The organism is Ruegeria sp. BF7, from assembly GCF_056538605.1.
This window is the reverse complement of sequence record NZ_JBQFTM010000005.1, coordinates 1-18,021: the sequence shown is the minus strand read 5'-3', so window position 1 is coordinate 18,021 and position 18,021 is coordinate 1. Positions and strand designations below refer to the sequence as shown.

The following is an 18,021-nucleotide window of genomic DNA, read 5'->3' as shown; positions in this document are numbered from 1 at the left end:
CTCACACGATCTCCAATATCGGGGAACCAAGGATTTCGGGGTCTGGCACAACACCTAACCCCGGACCTTCGGGCGGGGCAATTCGGCCATCTTCACGGTTTGGTGCGTTGGGGCAGACGCGCGGGGCCACATAAGACGACAGGTCGCAGGTGTTCAGCAACGAACCGTGCGGGGTCGAAGCTGCAAAGTGCAACGAAGCGGCGGTGACGATATCCGACCCCCAGGTGCATTCGGCGCAAATCTCGGCCCCCAGATGCACCGTCAGGTCCCGTGCCCGGCGCATCGCCGACAATCCACCGAACTTGGACAGTTTCAGCGCCACCGCATCCATGCAGCCCAGTTCATGCGCGCGCAGCAGCGAGGCCAGATCATGGGCGTTCTCGTCGATCTTCATTGGCAAGCCGGTGGCCTGCCGGACGGCCGCGCAATCTTCCAGCGTCTTGCAGGGCTGTTCAAGCATCACATCCAGATGTGCCACAGCGCGACCCGTCCGCGTGGCCTGCAGGCGCGACGCGCCGCAGTTCCAATCGCCATAGACCAACGGCCCCGGCCCCACGGCCTCACGCACTTTGATCAGGCGTTCGGCATCGGCCTGCCAGTCACCTTCCACGCCCAGCTTGACCTGAAACTGCCGGATGCCGGTCTGATAAGCGGTCAGGGCGATGCGGGCCATCTCATCCGGGGCGATGCAGGTGATCGAATGGTAAAGCGGCATGTCCTTGCGCGTCCGTCCACCCAACAGTGCATAGACCGGCTGGCCGGTGGCCTGCCCGAACAAATCCCACAGGGCGATATCAACGATAGACTTGGCGTAGGCGTGACCCTGTAGGAACCCGTCCAGTTTGCGCATGGGCGCGTCGACACCAAACGGTGAAATGCCCAGGATTTCAGGCCCCATATCGGTGATTGCACCCGGCACACCCTCCGCATAGGCGGGCAGGTAGTGCGGAATCGGGCAGACCTCGCCCCATCCCTTCAGGCCGGTATCCGTTTCGAGACGCAGTATATGAGAAGTCACGGTTGCGCAGGTCTTGCCGTCGGCCATGTGATAGGTCTCATGGCTGGTCAGGTCGATTGACCAGAGCGTTATTTTGCTGATCTTCATTGATATACTCCAATCGGACCGCTCAACGCATCTTCGTCCGGATGCACGCCCAGGCCCGGCGTCTCCGGCAGATGCAAGTGGCCGTCGATGTTGCGGGGGCCGCGACCGCCTGCGATATCGACAGTGATCATGTCCTGACAGGCCCAAACGGCGAGGCAATTGTCATCCGGGATGGTAGCGGCCAGATGCAACGCCTCGGCATCGGCAAGAACCGAGCCTCCGGTCGCCATCACGAACATGTCGATACCATGCGCCAGCGCGATATCCCGCATTCGAGCGGCCTTGGTCAGACCACCCACACGGTTCAGTTTGATCCCGAAGATCTCGGCCAGCCCGTTGCGGGCAACACGAGCGGCGTCCTGCAGGGTGACGAGGCTTTCATCCACCGACACGGGCGAGGCATGACGGCCCGAGATCGCGGCGACGTCGTCCAGTGTCTCTCCGGGTTGTTCGAACATCACGTTCAAGTCCTCGCAGGCGCTCATAACCCGCAGGGCCTGTTGTCGGGTCCAGCCACGGTTAACGTCATAGAGGATGATCTCTCCCGGTTGCCGGGTGCTTTCCACATCGCGGACGCGGGCAATATCGCGTTCCACGTTGCCGCCGATTTTCACTGAATGCGCAATGTAGCCACGGCTGCGATAGCGTTCCAGGACCTCGCGGGTTTCTTCGATGGTCTTGGCGCCGACCGAGGAGGCAATCGGGCGCGGCGTGCGTGACCCGCCCCCCATCAGATCTGCAATCGGCAGGCCCGCTGCCTGACCGGCGATATCCCAGCAGGCCATATCGATCGGGCTTTTGGCATAAAGGTGTCCAGGCAATGCCATATCCATTGCGCGCTCCACCTCAAGAACCTTGCGCGGATCGAGACCAAGGATGACCGGCGCCATCGTTTCAATCCCGGCGCGGATACCCGGCCCGTGCGCAGGCACATAGGTATTGCCCCAGGGGGTGCCCTCGCCCCAGCCGGTCAGACCGGTGTCGGTTTCGATCTTCACCAGCGTCGCGTCGAGCGTTTCGAACTTCAGCCGTCCACCGGACAGCCAATAGGGATGCTCCAGCGGCAAATCGACCTGGTAAACAGTGATGGTCTTGATCTTCATAGGGCATACTCCGCCACTGGCGCGCCGAGGCTTTCGAAATCGGGGGTCACGCCCAGCCCGGGCGTATCAGAGGCATAGAGCCTGCCATCCCGCGCAACTGGCCCGCCGATTCCAGTGGATCGGGTGTTATAATTCATCAGGTCGGTGGTGTTCTGCAGGAAATCTTCGGGGGTTGATGCCGCGAAATGCGCGACGACCGACGTGGTGATCTCTCCGCCCCATGTATCTTCGCTGACCACCGGAATGCGGTTCTCTACCAGATAGTCCCGCACCCGCCGCGCCTTGCTGAGGCCGCCGAGGTTCGAGATTTTCAGACAGCAGACTTCGGCCCCACGATCGGCGACAATCCGTTGGGCCATATGTATGCCGGTGACGCATTCGTCCAGCTTCATCGGCTGCTCGGCGACACGCCTCACCTGTTGGCATTCCTCATAGGTGCGGCAGGGCTGTTCCAGAATGAAGTCCAGATCGCGCGTTGCCCGCGCCACCCGGATTGCGTTGTCCACGCGCCAGCCTTGATTGGCATCGGCCATCGCTTTTTCACCCGGTTGCAACAAAGGCACGGTGGCGCGAATGCGGTCAATATCAGTAACCCAGTCGCCACCGACCTTAATCTGGAACTGGCGATAGCCCTGTTTGCGGCAGGCGTTCATCTCGGCCACCGTCTCATCCACCGCCTTCTGCGGTGCCACCCGGTACATCGGGGCACCATCGGTCAGTTTGCCACCCAGCAACATCCAAACAGGCTGATCGCAGGCCTGCCCCAGAATGTCCCAGCAGGCTGCGTCGAACGGAGCCTTGGCGTATCCGTGCCCCTGCACCAGGTGGTCCATCAACCGTTCGATGCGCGCCACCTGCCGGGGATCCTCGCCCAACAGCGAGGGCGCCACCAGCCGTGCCAACGCCGCCACGCCCTCGGAATGGGCAACCATGTAGTTCTCGCCACAAGGCGTGAACTCGCCACAACCTTGGAGCCCGGCATCGGTGTCGACAACAACGACCGAAGCGATGGCCGTTTCAATCGCATTGCCCGCACCCCAGACATAGGCTCCGCCTACATAAGGTAGATCAGTCTGGTAGATGCGGATGCGGTTGATCTTCATGCGGCATCCATCCGAGGCAGATCGCCCATGCCTTCACCCCGCCAGAGGACAAAGGTCAGGATCGGTTGGTCGGTCGTAGTCATCGCGTGGCTTTGCCAGCTGTCATGATGGCGTGTCTGGTTCGGCCCGACAAAGCTGTCATTGCCCGCGACTCGGAACACAGCCCCGCCTGCCAGCGTCAGGTACAGTTCCTCGGCCTGATGGCTGTGCCAGTCATAGTGCAGGCCCGCCCCCCAGTAGGCCACGTAGCCCCGCAACTGGGTCGAGTGAAAATGGCCGGTCGGGCCGAACAGTTCGTAATACCCATAGCGATTAAGGAAATCTGCACCGACTTCATCCTCGGTATAGGTCAGTTTCCAATGGGCCAGATGCGCGGTGGCCTTGATCGCGTCGGACAAGGCTTTGGTAGTTTCGCTGCCGCCTGCATCGAAATTGTGCACCATATCGACTGCGGGAATACGGCACGACTGTAGTTGGGTTGCGGTCAGGTCCGTGGGCCATGGCCCGAACGCTGAAAGATCGGGATGCGCCTGATGCAGCTGCCGTGCGGCCTCTAATACGTCGTCCAGAGTCATGGGATCACCACAATATTCCCGGTGTGCTGTTTCGCGATGAAAGCAGCTTGCGCCTCGCGCAGCTCCTCCAGCGGATAGGTTGCGGCGAGGGCAGGTTTGATCTCACCGGCCTCGATGTATTTCACGAGGTTCCGCATGACCTGCGGGTCGATCACGGTCGAGCCGGTGAAAGTCAGGTCGCGCAGGTAAAAGGTGCGCAGGTCGAAATTCACCATCGGCCCGGCAATAGCGCCGGAACAGGTATAGCGCCCGCCGCGTTCCAGAATGTCGATCAGTTTCGGCCAGTACGGCCCACCCACCACATCGGCCACCACGGTGATCTCTTCACCGCCCAGTTTCGCGCGCAGGTTTTCGGGCGCGCGCGGCAGGATCACGTCCGGCCCCAGTTCCGCCACATCCGCGTGTTTTGCTTCGGACGCCATCGCGATCACCCGCGCGCCACGCCGTTTGGCCAGTTGCACCAGCGCGCCGCCGACACCGCCCGAGGCTCCGGGGATCAGAACCGTGTCGGCGTTGGTCACGTTGGCGCGGGTCAGCATCCCTTCGGCGGTGGAGTAGGAACAGGAGAAGGTAGCCAGTTCCGCGTCCGACAGGTCCGAGGTGATCGGCACCGCGTTTGCGGCCAGCGTCGTGGCGTATTCGGCGAACCCTCCGTCCCGTTCCGAGCCAAAATACCCGGTCTTGTCCATGTTGCCGGGGTCCCCCGGATCGCGCAGCCAGCCATCAGTGATGACACGTTCGCCGATACGTCCGCTGTCCACGCCCTCTCCCACGGCCACGATTTCACCGCAGATATCGGCCCCTTGAATGCGGGGGAACGTGATTGGCGCGCCGCCCCATGTGGGGTCATCTTCTCCAACCTTGTCAAACGCGCCACCGGTCGTCGCGTCGGTGACAGTCTTGGAATACCAGCCCGAGCGCGTGTTCACGTCGGTGTTGTTCAGACCACAGGCGGCGACCTTGATCAGCACCTCTCCGGGCGCGGGGCTGGGGCGCAGCCAGTCTTTGTGCAGCACCATCTGATCCAGACCGCCATGGCCCATCGTGACCATGGCTTTCATCGTATTGGGCAGGGTCATCACATGGTCTCCAATGCCGCGTCGGTGCGCGGTAGCAGGCTTTGTGGATCATAGGCCGCCTCAGCCAGCACGCAGGCCGCGCGGGGTGTGCCATGGATCACGACCTGCAGGGCGGTTCCGGGCGTTGCCGCCTCGGGCTTGATATAGGCAAAGGCGAGGATTTTGCCGACCGTATGCCCGTAGACCACCGAAGCGGTAGATCCTACGACACGGCCGTCCAGCATCACCGCTTCGCCACCATGGCCGTCGATCTCGCCATCCGGTTCGATCTCCAGATAGGCGCAGATCCACGGCAGGTCGGTGTTCAGCGTTTTATCCTTGCCCAGATAGTCCTTGTCAGTGCGGGCAAAGCGCAGCACGTCAGCCTCGGCCAGAGTGACCTCGTTGGTCAACTCGCCCGCACCTTTGAAGCCCTTCTCCATCCGCATCACGTTCATCGCAAAGCTGCCATAGTCGGTGATGCCGAGCGGCTCACCCGCTGCCCAAAGCGCGTTGTAGACATCGAGGCAGGCGGCGTTGGGCATGTGCAGTTCCCAGCCCAATTCACCGGCATAGGACATCCGGAAGGCCCAGACGTTGTGACCTGCGATGGTGATCTCTTGCGCCGAGAGCCAGCGGAACCCGGCATTGGTCAGATCGGCATCGGTGCAGCGGGCCAATACATCTCGCGAGCGGGGGCCGTTCAGCGACAGGGCTGACCAATCCGCCGACAGAGCCGTGATCTGAACGTCCTCACCCACGCGCTGATGCGCCAGATGATCCAGCAGGCGCTGTTCGAAGAAGGCTGCGCAGACCAGATAGAACCGATCTTCGGCCATGCGGACGATCGTTGTCTCCAACTCGATCCGCCCACGCCGGTTCAGCATGTGCGTCAGCGTGATCGAGCCGACCTTCTGCGGCATCCGGTTGGCGGTCAACCGGTCCAGCAGGGCATAGGCGTCCGGTCCCGAAACCTCGACCTTGGTGAAAGCGGTAACGTCCATGATGCCGACGCTCTCACGCACTGCTTTGACCTCCGCTGCGACCATGTCGTCGGCGGGCGTCCGGCGGAAGGAATAGTGGTCGCGCTGCTCAACACCGTCGCGCGCGAACCAACGGGGGCGCTCAAAGCCGTAAACTTCCTCATGCACCGCGCCCTTAGATTGCAGAAGGTCGTACAGCGGCGACGGCTTGATTGGACGTCCCTCCAGACGATTGAAATGCGGAAACGGGATTTCGTGGCGCAGGCAGTAATCTTCCTCGGCCTTGATCACCTGCCAGTCCTTTGTGGCGTAGTTGCCAAACCGGCGCGGATCGAATTCCCTCATCGAGATGTCGGCGGCCCCGTGAACCATCCAGCGCGCCAGTTCGCGGGTCAGGCCCGGCCCCCAGCCTATGCCGATCTGCGTGCCGCAGCAGCACCAGTAATTCCGCACGCCGGGCGCTGGTCCGATCAGAGGGTTGCCATCCGGCGGGTGCGAGATCGCCCCATGCACGTCGCGCTGAATGCCCAGCTCGGCAAAGATCGGCATCCGGTTCAGGCTTTCCTCAAGCCACGGCATAACCCGGTCGTAGTCCGCGTCAAACAGCCAGTTTTCGTATTCCCACGGGCAATGATCATGCCAGACCGAGTTCGGGTTCTCTTTCTCATAAATCCCGATCAGGCCGCGCTGCTGCTCCATCCGGATATAGCCCGAGACCTTGCGGTCATCGCGGATCACCGGCAGTTCCTTGTCGAGGTTTTGGAACTCAGGCACCGGCTCGGTCACGAAGTAATGGTGGGTCATCGAGGTCATCGGCAGTTGCAGCCCCGACCACTCACCCATTTGCCGCGCATAGGTGCCGCCCGCATTCACTACATGCTCGCAGATGATGGTGCCCATTTCGGTCTCGACCACCCACTCGCCATTCTCGGCCTGCGTGATGTTTGTCGCCCGGCAGCTGCGGAAGATACGCACGCCCTTCTGACGTGCGCCAGCAGCCATCGCCATGGTGACGTTGGTCGGGTCCACGTGGCCGTCATCCGGCGTATGCAGCGCACCCAATACGCCTTCGAGATTGTAGAACGGGTGCAGCTCGGCCACCCTTGATGGCCCGACAAGTTCGATATTGAAGCCCAGCGACCTGCCCACCGACAGCGTGTGGCGCAGCCAGTCCATCTCATCCTCGGTATAGGCCAGACGGAACGAGCCGCAGCCATGCCATGTTACCGGCTGGCCGGTTTCGGCCTCCAGCTGACCGGAATAGAGACCAATGTTGTAGTCCACGCATTTGCCCAGCCCGAAGCTTGAGGTCGAATGCGTGATCTGCCCAGCCGCGTGCCATGTACTGCCGCTGGTCAGCTCGGCCTTTTCCAGCAGGACAGTGTCATCGCCCCACCCTTCATGCGCCAGATGATAGGCCAGACCGACCCCCATGACACCACCTCCGACGATGACCACACGGGCGTAGGTGGGCAGATTCTTCTCGGACATGATTTTTCCTCTTCCCGAGTCGCGTTTCTGCTCGACAGGCTAATTCCACAAATGTACCATCGTCAATCATGAATGACACAAATGTATCATCAACCGTACTCGATCGTCTCAGCCAGGAGTGGGACGCCCTCACCCCCGAGGCCCAGAAAGCTGCGCGTTACGTGCTGGAAAACCCAAGCGACGTTGGGGTCTCGACCGTGCGCGAGATCGCCGAAGCGGCGAAAGTGAAGCCCAACACCTTTGTCCGCATGGCGCGCCAGGTCGGCTTCGATGGGTACGAGGATTTCCGCGCCCCCTTCCGCGATGCGATTCGCAAGGGCAGCGTGTCGTTTCCCGACCGCGCCCGCTGGTTGCAGGACATTGGCAAGTCGGGGGAACTGGGCGGGCTCTATGCCGATATGGTCGGTGCCGCGATCCGCAACATTGAGGAAACCTTTGCCGGAATCGACGCCGCCAGTCTGAAATCCGCCGCCGAAGATATCTGGAATTGCCGCCAGATTTTCACGCTGGGTGTTGGTGTCAACAATGCCAACGCACGCAATTTCACCTATCTGGCCTCGACCGGGATGAAGCAGTTCCACGCCATCCCCCGTCCTGGCTCGACTCCGGTCGATGATCTGGCCTGGGCCGATGAGCAGGACGTGCTGATCGCGATCACCTGCCGCCCCTACCGGACCGAGGTGATCGAGGCGATCAAACTGGCCCGCCTGCAGGGTCTGACTGTTGTCGGCATTTCGGACAGCCCGGCCAGCCCGGTCATCCTGAACGCGCAGCACGGCTTTGTCGTTGCCGCCGACACACCGCAATTCTTCCCGTCCTCCGTCTCGACCATCGCGTTGCTGGAAACGCTGCTGTCCTTCGTGATTGCGGTTTCCAGTGACGAAATCGTCGAACGGGTGGAGCGGTTTCACCAACGCAGACACCAACTTGGCCTCTACGCGGAGGAGCCCGAATGAACGCACCCCTGACCCATTCACTGGACGCGCGCTATTACACCGATCCTGCGGTTTTTCGGCAGGAAATGCAGGGGCTTCTGTCCCAAACGTGGCAATTCGCGGGCCATGTGGCGCAGGTGCGGGAAACCGGCGACTACTTCGCGTTTGAGATCGCCGGGCAGAGCCTGTTCTGCATTCGCGGCCGCGACGGAGAAATCCGCACCTTCTACAACGTCTGCCAGCACCGCGCGCATGAGATGGTCACTGGTGCAGGCAACACCCGCGTCGTCGTCTGCCCCTACCACGCCTGGACCTACGAGTTGTACGGCCAGTTGCGCGCCGGCCCGAACATCAAATCTGTTCCCGGCTTCGACCGCAGCGCGATATGCCTGACCTCGGTCCGCACCGAAGTGTTCAACGGCTTCATCTTCGTCAACCTCGACGATGATGCAGCCCCGATGGACGAATGGTACCCCGGCGTGCGCGAGGAAATCGGTGCCTTTGTTCCGCATATCAATGATTTGGAACCGCTTGAATGGGTCGAGATCCCGGAAAACTGCAACTGGAAGGTCAGTATCGAGAACTACTCGGAATGCTACCACTGCCCGACCAACCACCCGACCTTTGCCGAAGGCGTGGTCAAGCCCGAGACCTATGACATCCAGCCTGACGCCAGCGGCGGATATGTCCTCCGCCATACGACCGAGTGTCAGAGCCTCGACAAGATGACCTACCCGGTCGACCTGTCGATACCCCATGCGGGCGACTATCAGTCTTGGTTCCTGTGGCCGATGTTCTCTTTCCAGTGCTACCCGGGCAATGTGTTGAACACCTATCACTGGCGTGCCAGCGACTCCGATCACTGCACTGTCTGGCGCGGCTGGTTCACCGAAGGCGGGTCTGAGAGCGCCGTGATCCGGCAATTGGCCGTGCAGGATCGCGAGACCACGGTCGAGGAAGACATCCGCCTTGTCGAATCCGTCCACCGCGGCCTCAAATCCCGAGGCTACCGCCCCGGCCCGCTGGTGCTGGACCCCGGTTGCGGGGTGATGTCGGAGCATTCGATCGCTAGGCTGCAGCAATGGATGCGAGAGGCGGTAGACTAATGATCTTGGCGATCCGCCCATGCTGATGCCCGAAGAGTGGAGCCCGGAACACAAGCTGTTCCCGCATCAGGTCGGCTTCACCTGCCCGCCATTCGATTTTGACGCGGCACCGTCGGATTTCCTGCGCATGTGCCCTGAAACGGTCGGGGTGCATGGGTGGATGCTGCATGTGCCGGACTATGTGCACGGGCTGGACCAGCGAAAGCAGAATTTTGGGATGCTTGACGATTTCGTCCACTGCATGTCCCGCAACGGTGTCGATGTCTGCGGGCAGATCGGTTCCAATTGGGTCCATGCCTGCGGGCTGGGGGTTGAGGGCGTCCGTCAGCATTGCGCGGATCTGTCCGACAAATTCGGCACGCAGTTTCACATGGCCGGTTACGCCATGGTCGAAGCGTTGCGAGAAATGAATGTCGAAAAGGTCGCGCTGAACGCGGCCTATCACTGGCCGGAATGGTGGCAAGGCACGGTGGGTTTCCTGCGTGAGGCCGGGTTCGACGTGCTCTATGCCGGCAATTTTCACGATCAGGGGTGGTTCGCCAGTCAGGAAGAAGTAAACAGCTATCGCTGGGTCTTTGACAGTGACTTGGCGCTCAAGAGTTTCGAATACGTCGCCGAGCAGGCACCGCACGCCGATGCGATTCTTATCAACGGGATGTGCAATTTCCGAACTGGCCCGAACGGTTTGCCACAGCGCCCGCTGCATCTGGCGGATAGGCTGGAAACGGCCCTTGGCAAGCCGGTGATCGGCCACGACATCGCACTCTATTGGCGCATATTCAAATCGCTTGGCCTGTCGCCGGAAACGCCGCATGGCCAGCTTTTGAAACGGCTCTAGCCCGGAGGTCCCAGACAGATGCACAAAATCCTCGCGCTTTGGGCGGTGCCCCGGTCCACTTCTACGGCCTTTGAATGGATGATGCGGCAACGTGGCGATCTGGATTGTCTGCACGAGCCTTTCGGTGAGGCCTGGTATCAGGGCGAAGACCCGCTGTGGCACCGTTTCAAGACGGGTGATTTGACAACGCCCGGCCTGACATTGGACAGTGTATGGCAGGACATTCAGGCGCGTGCCCACAAGGGGCCGGTCTTCCTCAAGGACTTTCCGCATTACATCAATCACATGTGGGATGCAGAGTTCCTGTCCCATTTCAACCATGCCTTCCTGATCCGCGATCCGGCGAAAACCATCACTTCGATGTACAAACGCTGGCCCGACTTCGCCGAGGGTGAGGTCGGCTTTCCCGAACAACGCGCCCTGTTCGACTTGTTGACGGCGTTGAACGGCACCCCGCCGCCAGTGATCGACAGCGACGACCTGCTGGAAGACCCGCACACCATGACGCAAAGGTTCTGCGACGCCGTGGGCATTCCTTTCATCGAAGACGCTCTGAGTTGGGAGGCCGGCGGCGACCCTTCGGCCCACAGTTGGTGGGATGGGGGATCTTTCCACGCCAACCTTGCGAACTCGACCGGTCTTGCGCCGCAGACCCGCAAGTATGTTGAAATCGACGTCGCGCCGGACCGGGTGAAACAGGTGCATCGCCGGATGAAACCGCATTATGATCACCTCTACAAACACCGCCTGACGCGCTGAAGCACCGGAGACCTCACATGGCAGATATTTTCGACGAAGACCTTTTCCTCAAAGGGTTGGAACAACGCAAAGGCACCCTAGGCGCGGAATACGTGGAAAAGAACCTCGCGGCTGCGGATGATTTCACCCGTCCGTTTCAAGAGGCGATGACCGCCTGGTGCTGGGGCTTTGGCTGGGGAGACGACGTGATAGACGCAAAAACCCGGTCAATGATGAACCTTGCGATGATTGGCGCACTGGGAAAGATGCACGAGTGGGAGATCCACTGCAAAGGTGCTCTGAACAACGGCGTCACCAAAGAAGAGATTCGCGCCATCATCCACGTGGTCGGCATCTACTGCGGCGTGCCTCAGGCGCTGGAGTGCTTTCGGGTTGCGCGGCGGGTTTTGGAGAACGCGTGACTGCGCCCGTCTTCTGCGGGCAATCCTGAAAACCAGAAAGCCTGATTGCGTGTACTTGCCCACACCTCTGTCGTTCCAGTCAGGTAGCAGGATAGCCTATCTGTACCCATCACCGGCGGGCAAGAACACTCACTTCAGCTCTCTCAAAACACGGAACCCCGACACACTTGTTCGGGTGTCTTCCGACCCGCTGCCCCGTCCTGCAACACGTGAGTGATCCATGCCCGCCGGATACGCCCCACCCCTTGTTACGCGTCTTTCACAGTTTGGTTCGCTGGCCTTTTCCAAGTAGAAGCTGGACATCTCCCACCCCTCATAAGTGTCTGTCCAGCAGGACATTGTTCTTTCCACGACATTGCCGCACATGTGCCGCAGACTCGAAGCATTGGCTGCATCAAGCGTGTCTACCGGCACAGGTTTCCCGCGCGAGACAAGGTCTGGGAATTCTTCGCCCAACATGATCTCGGTCGAGATGCCCAGAAAGCTCACCTGATCGGTTGTCACCTCTTCGCCCTAGGCAAAAGGAGTTTGTGTTCCGGCGCGGGCAGTGTATTCCCATTCAGCTTCGGTTGGCAGGCGATGAACATCCGCCCCCACCTTGCTGTTCAACCAATCTGTGTACAAAGCCGCGTCCAGGTTAGAGACAGTGATGACCGGGTTTTTCCCAATGACTTTCGCGCGCTGCAATTTTGGTAACCGAATGAAATCCTCAGGCTCGTACCCACCGCACCCGCCATCACTCACACAGGCCATCCATTCATCGTAAGTGACTTCGTTGCGTCCCATTGCGACAGGCAAGTCAATCTTGACAGAGTGAACCGGTCCCTCATGAAACGCTATGTAAGGATCATCCGGGGTGACAAGTATCCAGTTTCCAGCGTCATCAAATTTGGCATTCTGCTTGGATTCACCCGGAGGACCACCCATTTACATAAGTTATCCGTCGTCAGGTGTATTTGGACAGATGACAACCTGATCTGTTCCAGTCCCTTCCAGCCGACCGCACATCCTACCCCCTTGCCCGATCCAGCCAATCGGCGCACAATAAAGGCTCACACACACTTGCGCCCTAGTTGCGCACCGCCACACGTTTCGCGACCGGGACGCCTTCGATGATACGGAGGGCTAAATGACCATTGCGACTCGTCTGAAACATCATCTGGATGCCCAAGGGCTTCCGTTTGACATCGTTCCCCATCCCTATGCCGCGACCGCCGCCGAATGCGCCGAAGCGGCGCATGTCCCCGGTGACCACCTCGCCAAATCGGTTTTGATCCACATGGAGGAAGGACCTCTGCTTGCTGTTCTGCCCAGCAATCACCGGGTCGACCTCACCGCGCTGCAATCGATGATGAACCGGCGTCTTGGCTTGGCGCCGGAATCCGAAATGGATGGTCTGTTCGATGATTGCGCGCTGGGCGCGGTGCCGCCTGTGGGCGAAGCCTATGATTTGCCGACTGTTGTCGACGACAGCCTGACCGGGCTGGACAAAATCTGGTTCGAGGCAGGGGACCACAAAACCCTGGTCGAGATGCGCGGCAAGGATTTCGACACGTTAATGAAAGATGCGCCTCATGGGGCATTCTGCTGTATGCACTAAGAACCCGGTGCATTCTGGCAAGCCGGTACCGGGCCAACCCAGTAAATGGTGATGACCCCCTTGACCAAAACCACATCGGAGTACTTCATTGAGAAAGAAGTACTCCGTATTTCGACGGGACCTATGGGGGGTCCTGGAAAGACCAAATAAACAGGGGGATGCGAGCTGGCTGGATGCAGGCAAGGGCTCTGCTGAAGCAGCAAGCAAGACAATCAATAATGTCCGATATCGCGGTCTGGCTGGAAAACCACGGTTTGTCCAAATACGCCAGAGCCTTTGAAGAACACGAAATCGAACTCGGTGATCTGACAGAGTTGACCGACGAAGACCTTGTCACGATCGGGCTTCCTCTGGGTCCGAGACGGCGTTTCATGAAAGCCGTTCGTGCCAGCGCGGACGGGGGACATCGCCCGCAAAACACCGCACTCGGCCCCGCCATCGTGGCGGAGCGCCGACAACTGACCGTCATGTTTATCGATCTGGTCGGGTCCACCGAAATCGCCCAGCGTGTCGATCCGGAAGACCTGGCCGAAGTCCTGCGGCTGTTCAAAGAAACATGTGCAGCGTCCGTTGCCGCCTTTGATGGTCACATCGCAAGCTATTACGGCGACGGGATCATGGTCTTTTTCGGATTTCCCCATGCCCACGAAGATGATCCTGAACGCGCGGTTCGTGCGGGCCTGCGGATCATTAAGGAAATCCCGGACATCCGGACCCATGCGAAACTGAATGTCCGAATTGGGATCGCGACCGGCCTCGTAGTCGTCGGTGATTTGCGTGGCGAAAAGATGTTTGAGGATGGAACAGCAATGGGCGAGACGCCTAATCTGGCCGCGCGTCTTCAGACAATGGCAGATCCTGGCACGATGATTATCGCACCCAGCACGCATCAGTTGGCGGGTGACGCTTTCGAGTATGTTTTGCGCGGCGCATTCAAGCTCAAGGGTTTTGCAAAAGAGGTCGAAGCCTGGCAAGTGACCGGAGCGCGAGAAACTGTCAGTCGCTTCATGGCCCTGGACGATGTGTTGCTGAAGCCTTTGGTTGGTCGCGCGGCTGAATATGAGATCCTGAACGAAAAGTGGAAACTGGCCAGTGGTGGTCAAGGTCAGATGGTGCTGGTGTCGGGTGAACCGGGAATTGGCAAGTCTAGGCTGGTTGAAGAACTGCGTCAAAATACTTCGGGCGTGCCGCATTCTCAAATTCGATACCAGTGTTCACCCTATCATTTCGCGAGTGCGTTTTACCCTGTCATTCGCCAATTCGAGGGTGCCGCAAAACTACGGTCTGACGAGTCCAACGAAGCAAAGCTCAAGAAGATTTCCTCGGTTCTGGGTGATCCACCCAGCGGTGTATTGAAGTTGGCAGCATCACTTCTCTCTGTTCCATTCGAAGAGCAATTGGGACCTTTGGATTTGACACCGCAGCAAATCATGGATCAGACGCTGAAGATGTTGCTGGAAAAGCTGACATCTCTGGCTTCGGAAAAACCGGTGCTTCTCTTGTTTGAGGACGCGCATTGGGTTGATCCGACAACCAAGTTGCTGGTGGACCAGATCGTGGATCGGATCAAAGACCTTCCTGTGCTGGTGGTGATGACATTCAGGCCCGAATTCGATCCGGGCTGGGCGCTACAATCGAGCCTTACAAAAGTTGTTTTGCGGCAACTGGATTTCCACCAGGTCAAAAGCATTGTGGATGAAGTTGCTCAAGGTCACACAATCTCCGATGAAATGTACGAATTGATTGCCGCCAGATCAGATGGTGTACCGCTTTACGTCGAAGAGGTGACGAAAGATCTTCTTGAATCAGGCGCTTTGACCAAGGGCCACGTATCTCATCCAATGGGTGCATCTTCTTCGGCAAGCCCGGTGCCCAGCACATTGCACGATGCGCTCATGGCACGTCTCGACCGACTGAGTTCGGCCAAGGAAGTGGCTCAGATCGGGGCGGTAATCGGACCTCAGTTTTCCTATCCGTTGATCGCCGAAGTCTCCCGCTTTGGCGAAAAGGCGCTGCGTTCTAGTTTGGAGCTTTTGGCAGACGCGGGCATTGTTACAACGGCCGCATCGGATGGTTTGGAAATCTTCAGCTATCGTCATGCCCTTATTCGTGACACTGCCTACAACAGTCTTTTGAAAAGCGAGCGACGTGTCCTGCACGCGCGCGTCGCCGAGACGCTCAATCAAGACGCACTTCACATAGGGGATGCCAGTCCGGAAATTCTGGCGCATCACTACACGATGGCCGGAATGGGCAAAGAGGCCATCGACTGCCGTTACCTCGCAGGTCAGCACGCGGTTAAGCGTTCAGCGAACATCGAGGCAAACACACAGCTCTCTCTGGCAATCGAGCAGTTGCGTGAGCAAAGCCAGAGCGACGAACGGGACCAAAAAGAAATTGAGATACAGGTTCTCAGAGCGGGTGTTCTGCGATCAACGGCCGGGATAGCCGCAGATGAGACCGGTTCTGTTTATGAACGAATACGAGACCTGTGTGAACGCATCGAAGAAACAGGGCACTTGTTCCCGGTTTTGAACGGTTTGTATTCGTTTCATTTGGTGCGTGCTGAATATGATCTGGCCAGGAATGTTGCCGGACAATTGCTGAAGCTGGCGAAGACGACCGCTGAAACGCAACATCAGATGGTGGCTCATCGTGCAATGGGGGCAGTGCTGTTTCACATCGGTGAACTGGGTCCAGCTTACGAACACTTGAAACGGGCACTCGAGCTCTACAGCCCGAAGCGGGATGGACATCTGGCTTTTATTTATGGGTCGGACCATGCAGCGATCACCTCGTGTTTCTTGAGCTTGGCCGTTTGGATGCGCGGAGCCCCGGACAAAGCACTGGAAATCCAAATGCAAGCGGTTGCCGCCGCTCGAGAGCTTGAGCATGCACACAGTATCGCACAATCACTTACCTACCTGTGCATGCTTCATCTTCTGCGCCGGGAACCCGAACAGGTAGTTGAGGTTGTGGACCAACTTGAGGAACTGGCTGCAAGGCATTCCTTTACGTTCATGTCCGTGACTGCAACTCTCTGGCGTAGTTGGGTGAATGCCTATGTCTCGCCCGACCCGGCAACGATCCGTGTATTACGAAGTGCGGCAGAAGCTTGGTGGAACAGCGGAGCGGGGAACTACAAGCCGTTTTTCCTTACCTTGATTGCCGAACTTACTCTTGAAACAGGTGATCGGGAAGGCGCCAGGGGTTTTCTGACCGAAGCTCGCAAGCACCAAAGCCTTACAAACGAGGGGTGGGCACAAGCCGAAACGGACCGGGTCTACGCGCTGGCGCGTTCCGGGGTCGCACCCGCCGAAGCAGAGTTTCGTGAAGCTTTGAAGACTGCGCGGCGACAGCAAGCAAAAATGTTCGAACTTCGAACTGCGGTAGACTACTTTAGACAGTGCAGAAAACGCGCGTCGGCGCCTGCCGCGATTTCCGATCTAAGTGCGGCCTTGCGGAAAGTTATAGGTGGAGAGCATACGATCGACGTGAATAATGCCCGTGTAATCCTCGAAGAATCGAAAACCAGTTAAGTGTATGATCTTGGTTTCTGCGTTGAGATAATCCGTAAACGTTGCATCCGATCACCTTAATTGCACCTCATAAGGCTTTTCTGAGCAGTTATTGATGCCTCAAAAAGGATACAGGCATCATGAACTCTCAAGCTTTGGGTGAACTCGCAAGTGACCAGAAAATCGCAAAAGTCTTCCATGCCCACAGCCAACTTGATGCAGCCGAAGCTGTCCAACTCCCTTAGCAATGACAACAAAGGGCTCCTCGCGCCTCTTGCGGGGATTGGGTTAAGTCGAACGAATTTCAGAGTATCGGCCGGCGTTTTCGGCATGATGCACCAAACGGATTATCGTTGCTATCAAGTTGCGATGCGGTAAGTTTGACTGCATAGCTTCCCCATGACTATTGACCGTACAGCTTTTCTTGTTCGCACCCACAAATTCAACTGGCACGTTCAGGAATTGTTGAGTGACCTAAAGAAACACATGTCCAAGAACGTTTTCGTTGTTTGCGATGAAAGCGCGGGCAGTGTCGATATTCTCGATACGCCCAAGATTTCACTTTCTCCTACAGTGATCAGCGATTGGAAGTTTGCCCGGCACGAAAGGAACTGGGGATGGTTTTGTGGCGACTACTGCTACTATGCGGCAGCAGAAAAAGCTGGCGACTTTGACTTCTTTTGTTTGATTGAGACGGATGTTTATCTTGGACGCAAAGGATTTCAAGCGGTCAAGTCAGTTCTGCAAGGAAATGAAGATGCTGTTTTGGCCGCTGATCTTCGACGGTTTGAAGAACCGCCTCGGTTCTCAAAAGATCTTGCTGAGATTGGCGAAAACCCAAACTACGGATGCATTTTTCCGTTTACTCGCGTAAAAAAGGGTTTGATCGAAGACATGTTCAAGCTGAGAAAACGGGTTCAAAACCACCATACGTCGCTACGGGTTAACGACGAAGCGATTTTGGCCACCACCGCATATGCAACTGGTGCAAGCTGCACGAACCTGTATGATTTCGAACGGGTTTTTGACAGAAATTGCTTTGCAACCAATCCCCCGCATTTGTATGAGGCCGTCCGGAACTTCCAAGACAGTGAACGCATTTTTCACCCGGTGGCGACAGTGGCCACTGTGTTTGATCGGATATCGAGTGGAAACAAGAATTACTCGACACACAGGCTTAGACGCGTAATGCGCGAAGCCCCAGATCACGTTGGCAGAGCTTTGGTTAGGGGGCCAGATGCAACGCTTACGCTTTTTCGCACCCGTTTGCTTCCACAGTGCTTCCAGAGAGATTGGCGTAACGCAAAAAGCCTCACGTGATGCGAGGCTAAGTGTTTGATATCTGACTGGAATTATTGGTTGCGGGAGCAGGATTTGAACCTGCGACCTTCAGGTTATGAGCCTGACGAGCTACCGGGCTGCTCCATCCCGCGACACTTAGCGTTG

The 18,021-nt window shown here is 58.3% G+C and carries 14 protein-coding genes, 1 tRNA gene and 1 pseudogene; 8 read left to right on the top strand and 8 right to left on the bottom strand.

The annotated features are described in order from the left end of the window. Position 1: 1 nt before the first annotated feature. Genes ACR0IK_RS12515 through ACR0IK_RS12490 form a run of 6 tightly spaced genes read right to left on the bottom strand, consistent with a single transcriptional unit; the run spans position 2 to position 7,418 of the window. The gene (locus ACR0IK_RS12515; protein WP_480641737.1) at positions 2 to 1,105 is read right to left on the bottom strand and encodes a mandelate racemase/muconate lactonizing enzyme family protein; all 1,104 of its coding nucleotides are present in this window, start codon (positions 1,103 to 1,105) and stop codon (positions 2 to 4) included. Beyond that, positions 1,102 to 2,208, bottom strand: coding sequence for a mandelate racemase/muconate lactonizing enzyme family protein (locus ACR0IK_RS12510; protein ID WP_480641736.1), 1,107 nt, complete (start codon positions 2,206 to 2,208; stop codon positions 1,102 to 1,104). Before ACR0IK_RS12510 ends, ACR0IK_RS12515 begins: the two co-directional genes overlap by 4 nt. Beyond that, complete coding sequence (locus ACR0IK_RS12505; RefSeq protein WP_480641735.1) at positions 2,205 to 3,311, bottom strand: mandelate racemase/muconate lactonizing enzyme family protein; 1,107 nt, start codon at positions 3,309 to 3,311, stop codon at positions 2,205 to 2,207. The genes ACR0IK_RS12510 and ACR0IK_RS12505 overlap by 4 nt, the downstream gene beginning before the upstream one ends. Beyond that, on the bottom strand, positions 3,308 to 3,886 hold the full coding sequence (locus ACR0IK_RS12500) for a dimethylsulfonioproprionate lyase family protein (protein ID WP_480641734.1): 579 nt from the start codon (positions 3,884 to 3,886) through the stop codon (positions 3,308 to 3,310). The genes ACR0IK_RS12505 and ACR0IK_RS12500 overlap by 4 nt, the downstream gene beginning before the upstream one ends. Further along, positions 3,883 to 4,965 (bottom strand): alcohol dehydrogenase family protein, encoded by a 1,083-nt coding sequence (locus ACR0IK_RS12495; RefSeq protein ID WP_480641733.1) that lies wholly within the window; start codon positions 4,963 to 4,965, stop codon positions 3,883 to 3,885. The genes ACR0IK_RS12500 and ACR0IK_RS12495 overlap by 4 nt, the downstream gene beginning before the upstream one ends. After that, positions 4,965 to 7,418 (bottom strand): FAD-dependent oxidoreductase, encoded by a 2,454-nt coding sequence (locus tag ACR0IK_RS12490; RefSeq protein WP_480641732.1) that lies wholly within the window; start codon positions 7,416 to 7,418, stop codon positions 4,965 to 4,967. The genes ACR0IK_RS12495 and ACR0IK_RS12490 overlap by 1 nt, the downstream gene beginning before the upstream one ends. A gap of 68 nt (positions 7,419 to 7,486) precedes the next feature. Here ACR0IK_RS12490 and ACR0IK_RS12485 point away from each other — a divergent pair, with 68 nt between their 5' ends. Genes ACR0IK_RS12485 through ACR0IK_RS12465 form a run of 5 tightly spaced genes read left to right on the top strand, consistent with a single transcriptional unit; the run spans position 7,487 to position 11,457 of the window. Next, positions 7,487 to 8,374, top strand: coding sequence for a MurR/RpiR family transcriptional regulator (locus tag ACR0IK_RS12485; RefSeq protein WP_480592586.1), 888 nt, complete (start codon positions 7,487 to 7,489; stop codon positions 8,372 to 8,374). Next, positions 8,371 to 9,459: an aromatic ring-hydroxylating oxygenase subunit alpha gene (locus ACR0IK_RS12480; RefSeq protein ID WP_480641731.1), complete on the top strand. Its 1,089-nt coding sequence runs from the start codon at positions 8,371 to 8,373 to the stop codon at positions 9,457 to 9,459. Before ACR0IK_RS12485 ends, ACR0IK_RS12480 begins: the two co-directional genes overlap by 4 nt. A 19-nt stretch (positions 9,460 to 9,478) precedes the next feature. Then, positions 9,479 to 10,297, top strand: coding sequence for an aspartate racemase/maleate isomerase family protein (locus tag ACR0IK_RS12475; protein ID WP_480641730.1), 819 nt, complete (start codon positions 9,479 to 9,481; stop codon positions 10,295 to 10,297). An 18-nt stretch (positions 10,298 to 10,315) separates the two neighbouring features. After that, complete coding sequence (locus ACR0IK_RS12470) at positions 10,316 to 11,056, top strand: sulfotransferase-like domain-containing protein (protein WP_480641729.1); 741 nt, start codon at positions 10,316 to 10,318, stop codon at positions 11,054 to 11,056. A 17-nt stretch (positions 11,057 to 11,073) separates the two neighbouring features. Next, positions 11,074 to 11,457 carry a carboxymuconolactone decarboxylase family protein gene (locus ACR0IK_RS12465; protein WP_480641728.1) on the top strand — a complete coding sequence of 128 codons (384 nt, stop codon included), beginning with the start codon at positions 11,074 to 11,076 and terminating at the stop codon, positions 11,455 to 11,457. Positions 11,458 to 11,586: 129 nt separating this feature from the next. Here ACR0IK_RS12465 and ACR0IK_RS12460 read toward each other — a convergent pair. Next, positions 11,587 to 12,384 (bottom strand): annotated as a pseudogene (locus ACR0IK_RS12460) (formylglycine-generating enzyme family protein). A 202-nt stretch (positions 12,385 to 12,586) separates the two neighbouring features. Between ACR0IK_RS12460 and ACR0IK_RS12455 the strand changes: the two are divergent. The 3 genes from ACR0IK_RS12455 (at position 12,587) to ACR0IK_RS12445 (ending at position 17,895) form a co-directional block, all read left to right on the top strand. Further along, the gene (locus ACR0IK_RS12455; RefSeq protein ID WP_480592576.1) at positions 12,587 to 13,057 is read left to right on the top strand and encodes an aminoacyl-tRNA deacylase; all 471 of its coding nucleotides are present in this window, start codon (positions 12,587 to 12,589) and stop codon (positions 13,055 to 13,057) included. Positions 13,058 to 13,215: 158 nt separating this feature from the next. Next, positions 13,216 to 16,596 carry an ATP-binding protein gene (locus tag ACR0IK_RS12450; RefSeq protein ID WP_480641727.1) on the top strand — a complete coding sequence of 1,127 codons (3,381 nt, stop codon included), beginning with the start codon at positions 13,216 to 13,218 and terminating at the stop codon, positions 16,594 to 16,596. Positions 16,597 to 16,974: 378 nt separating this feature from the next. Further along, entirely contained in the window at positions 16,975 to 17,895 is a 921-nt protein-coding gene (locus ACR0IK_RS12445) for a hypothetical protein (protein ID WP_480641726.1), read from the top strand. A 36-nt stretch (positions 17,896 to 17,931) separates the two neighbouring features. Here ACR0IK_RS12445 and ACR0IK_RS12440 read toward each other — a convergent pair. After that, positions 17,932 to 18,008, bottom strand: a tRNA-Met gene (locus tag ACR0IK_RS12440). Positions 18,009 to 18,021 lie beyond the last annotated feature (13 nt).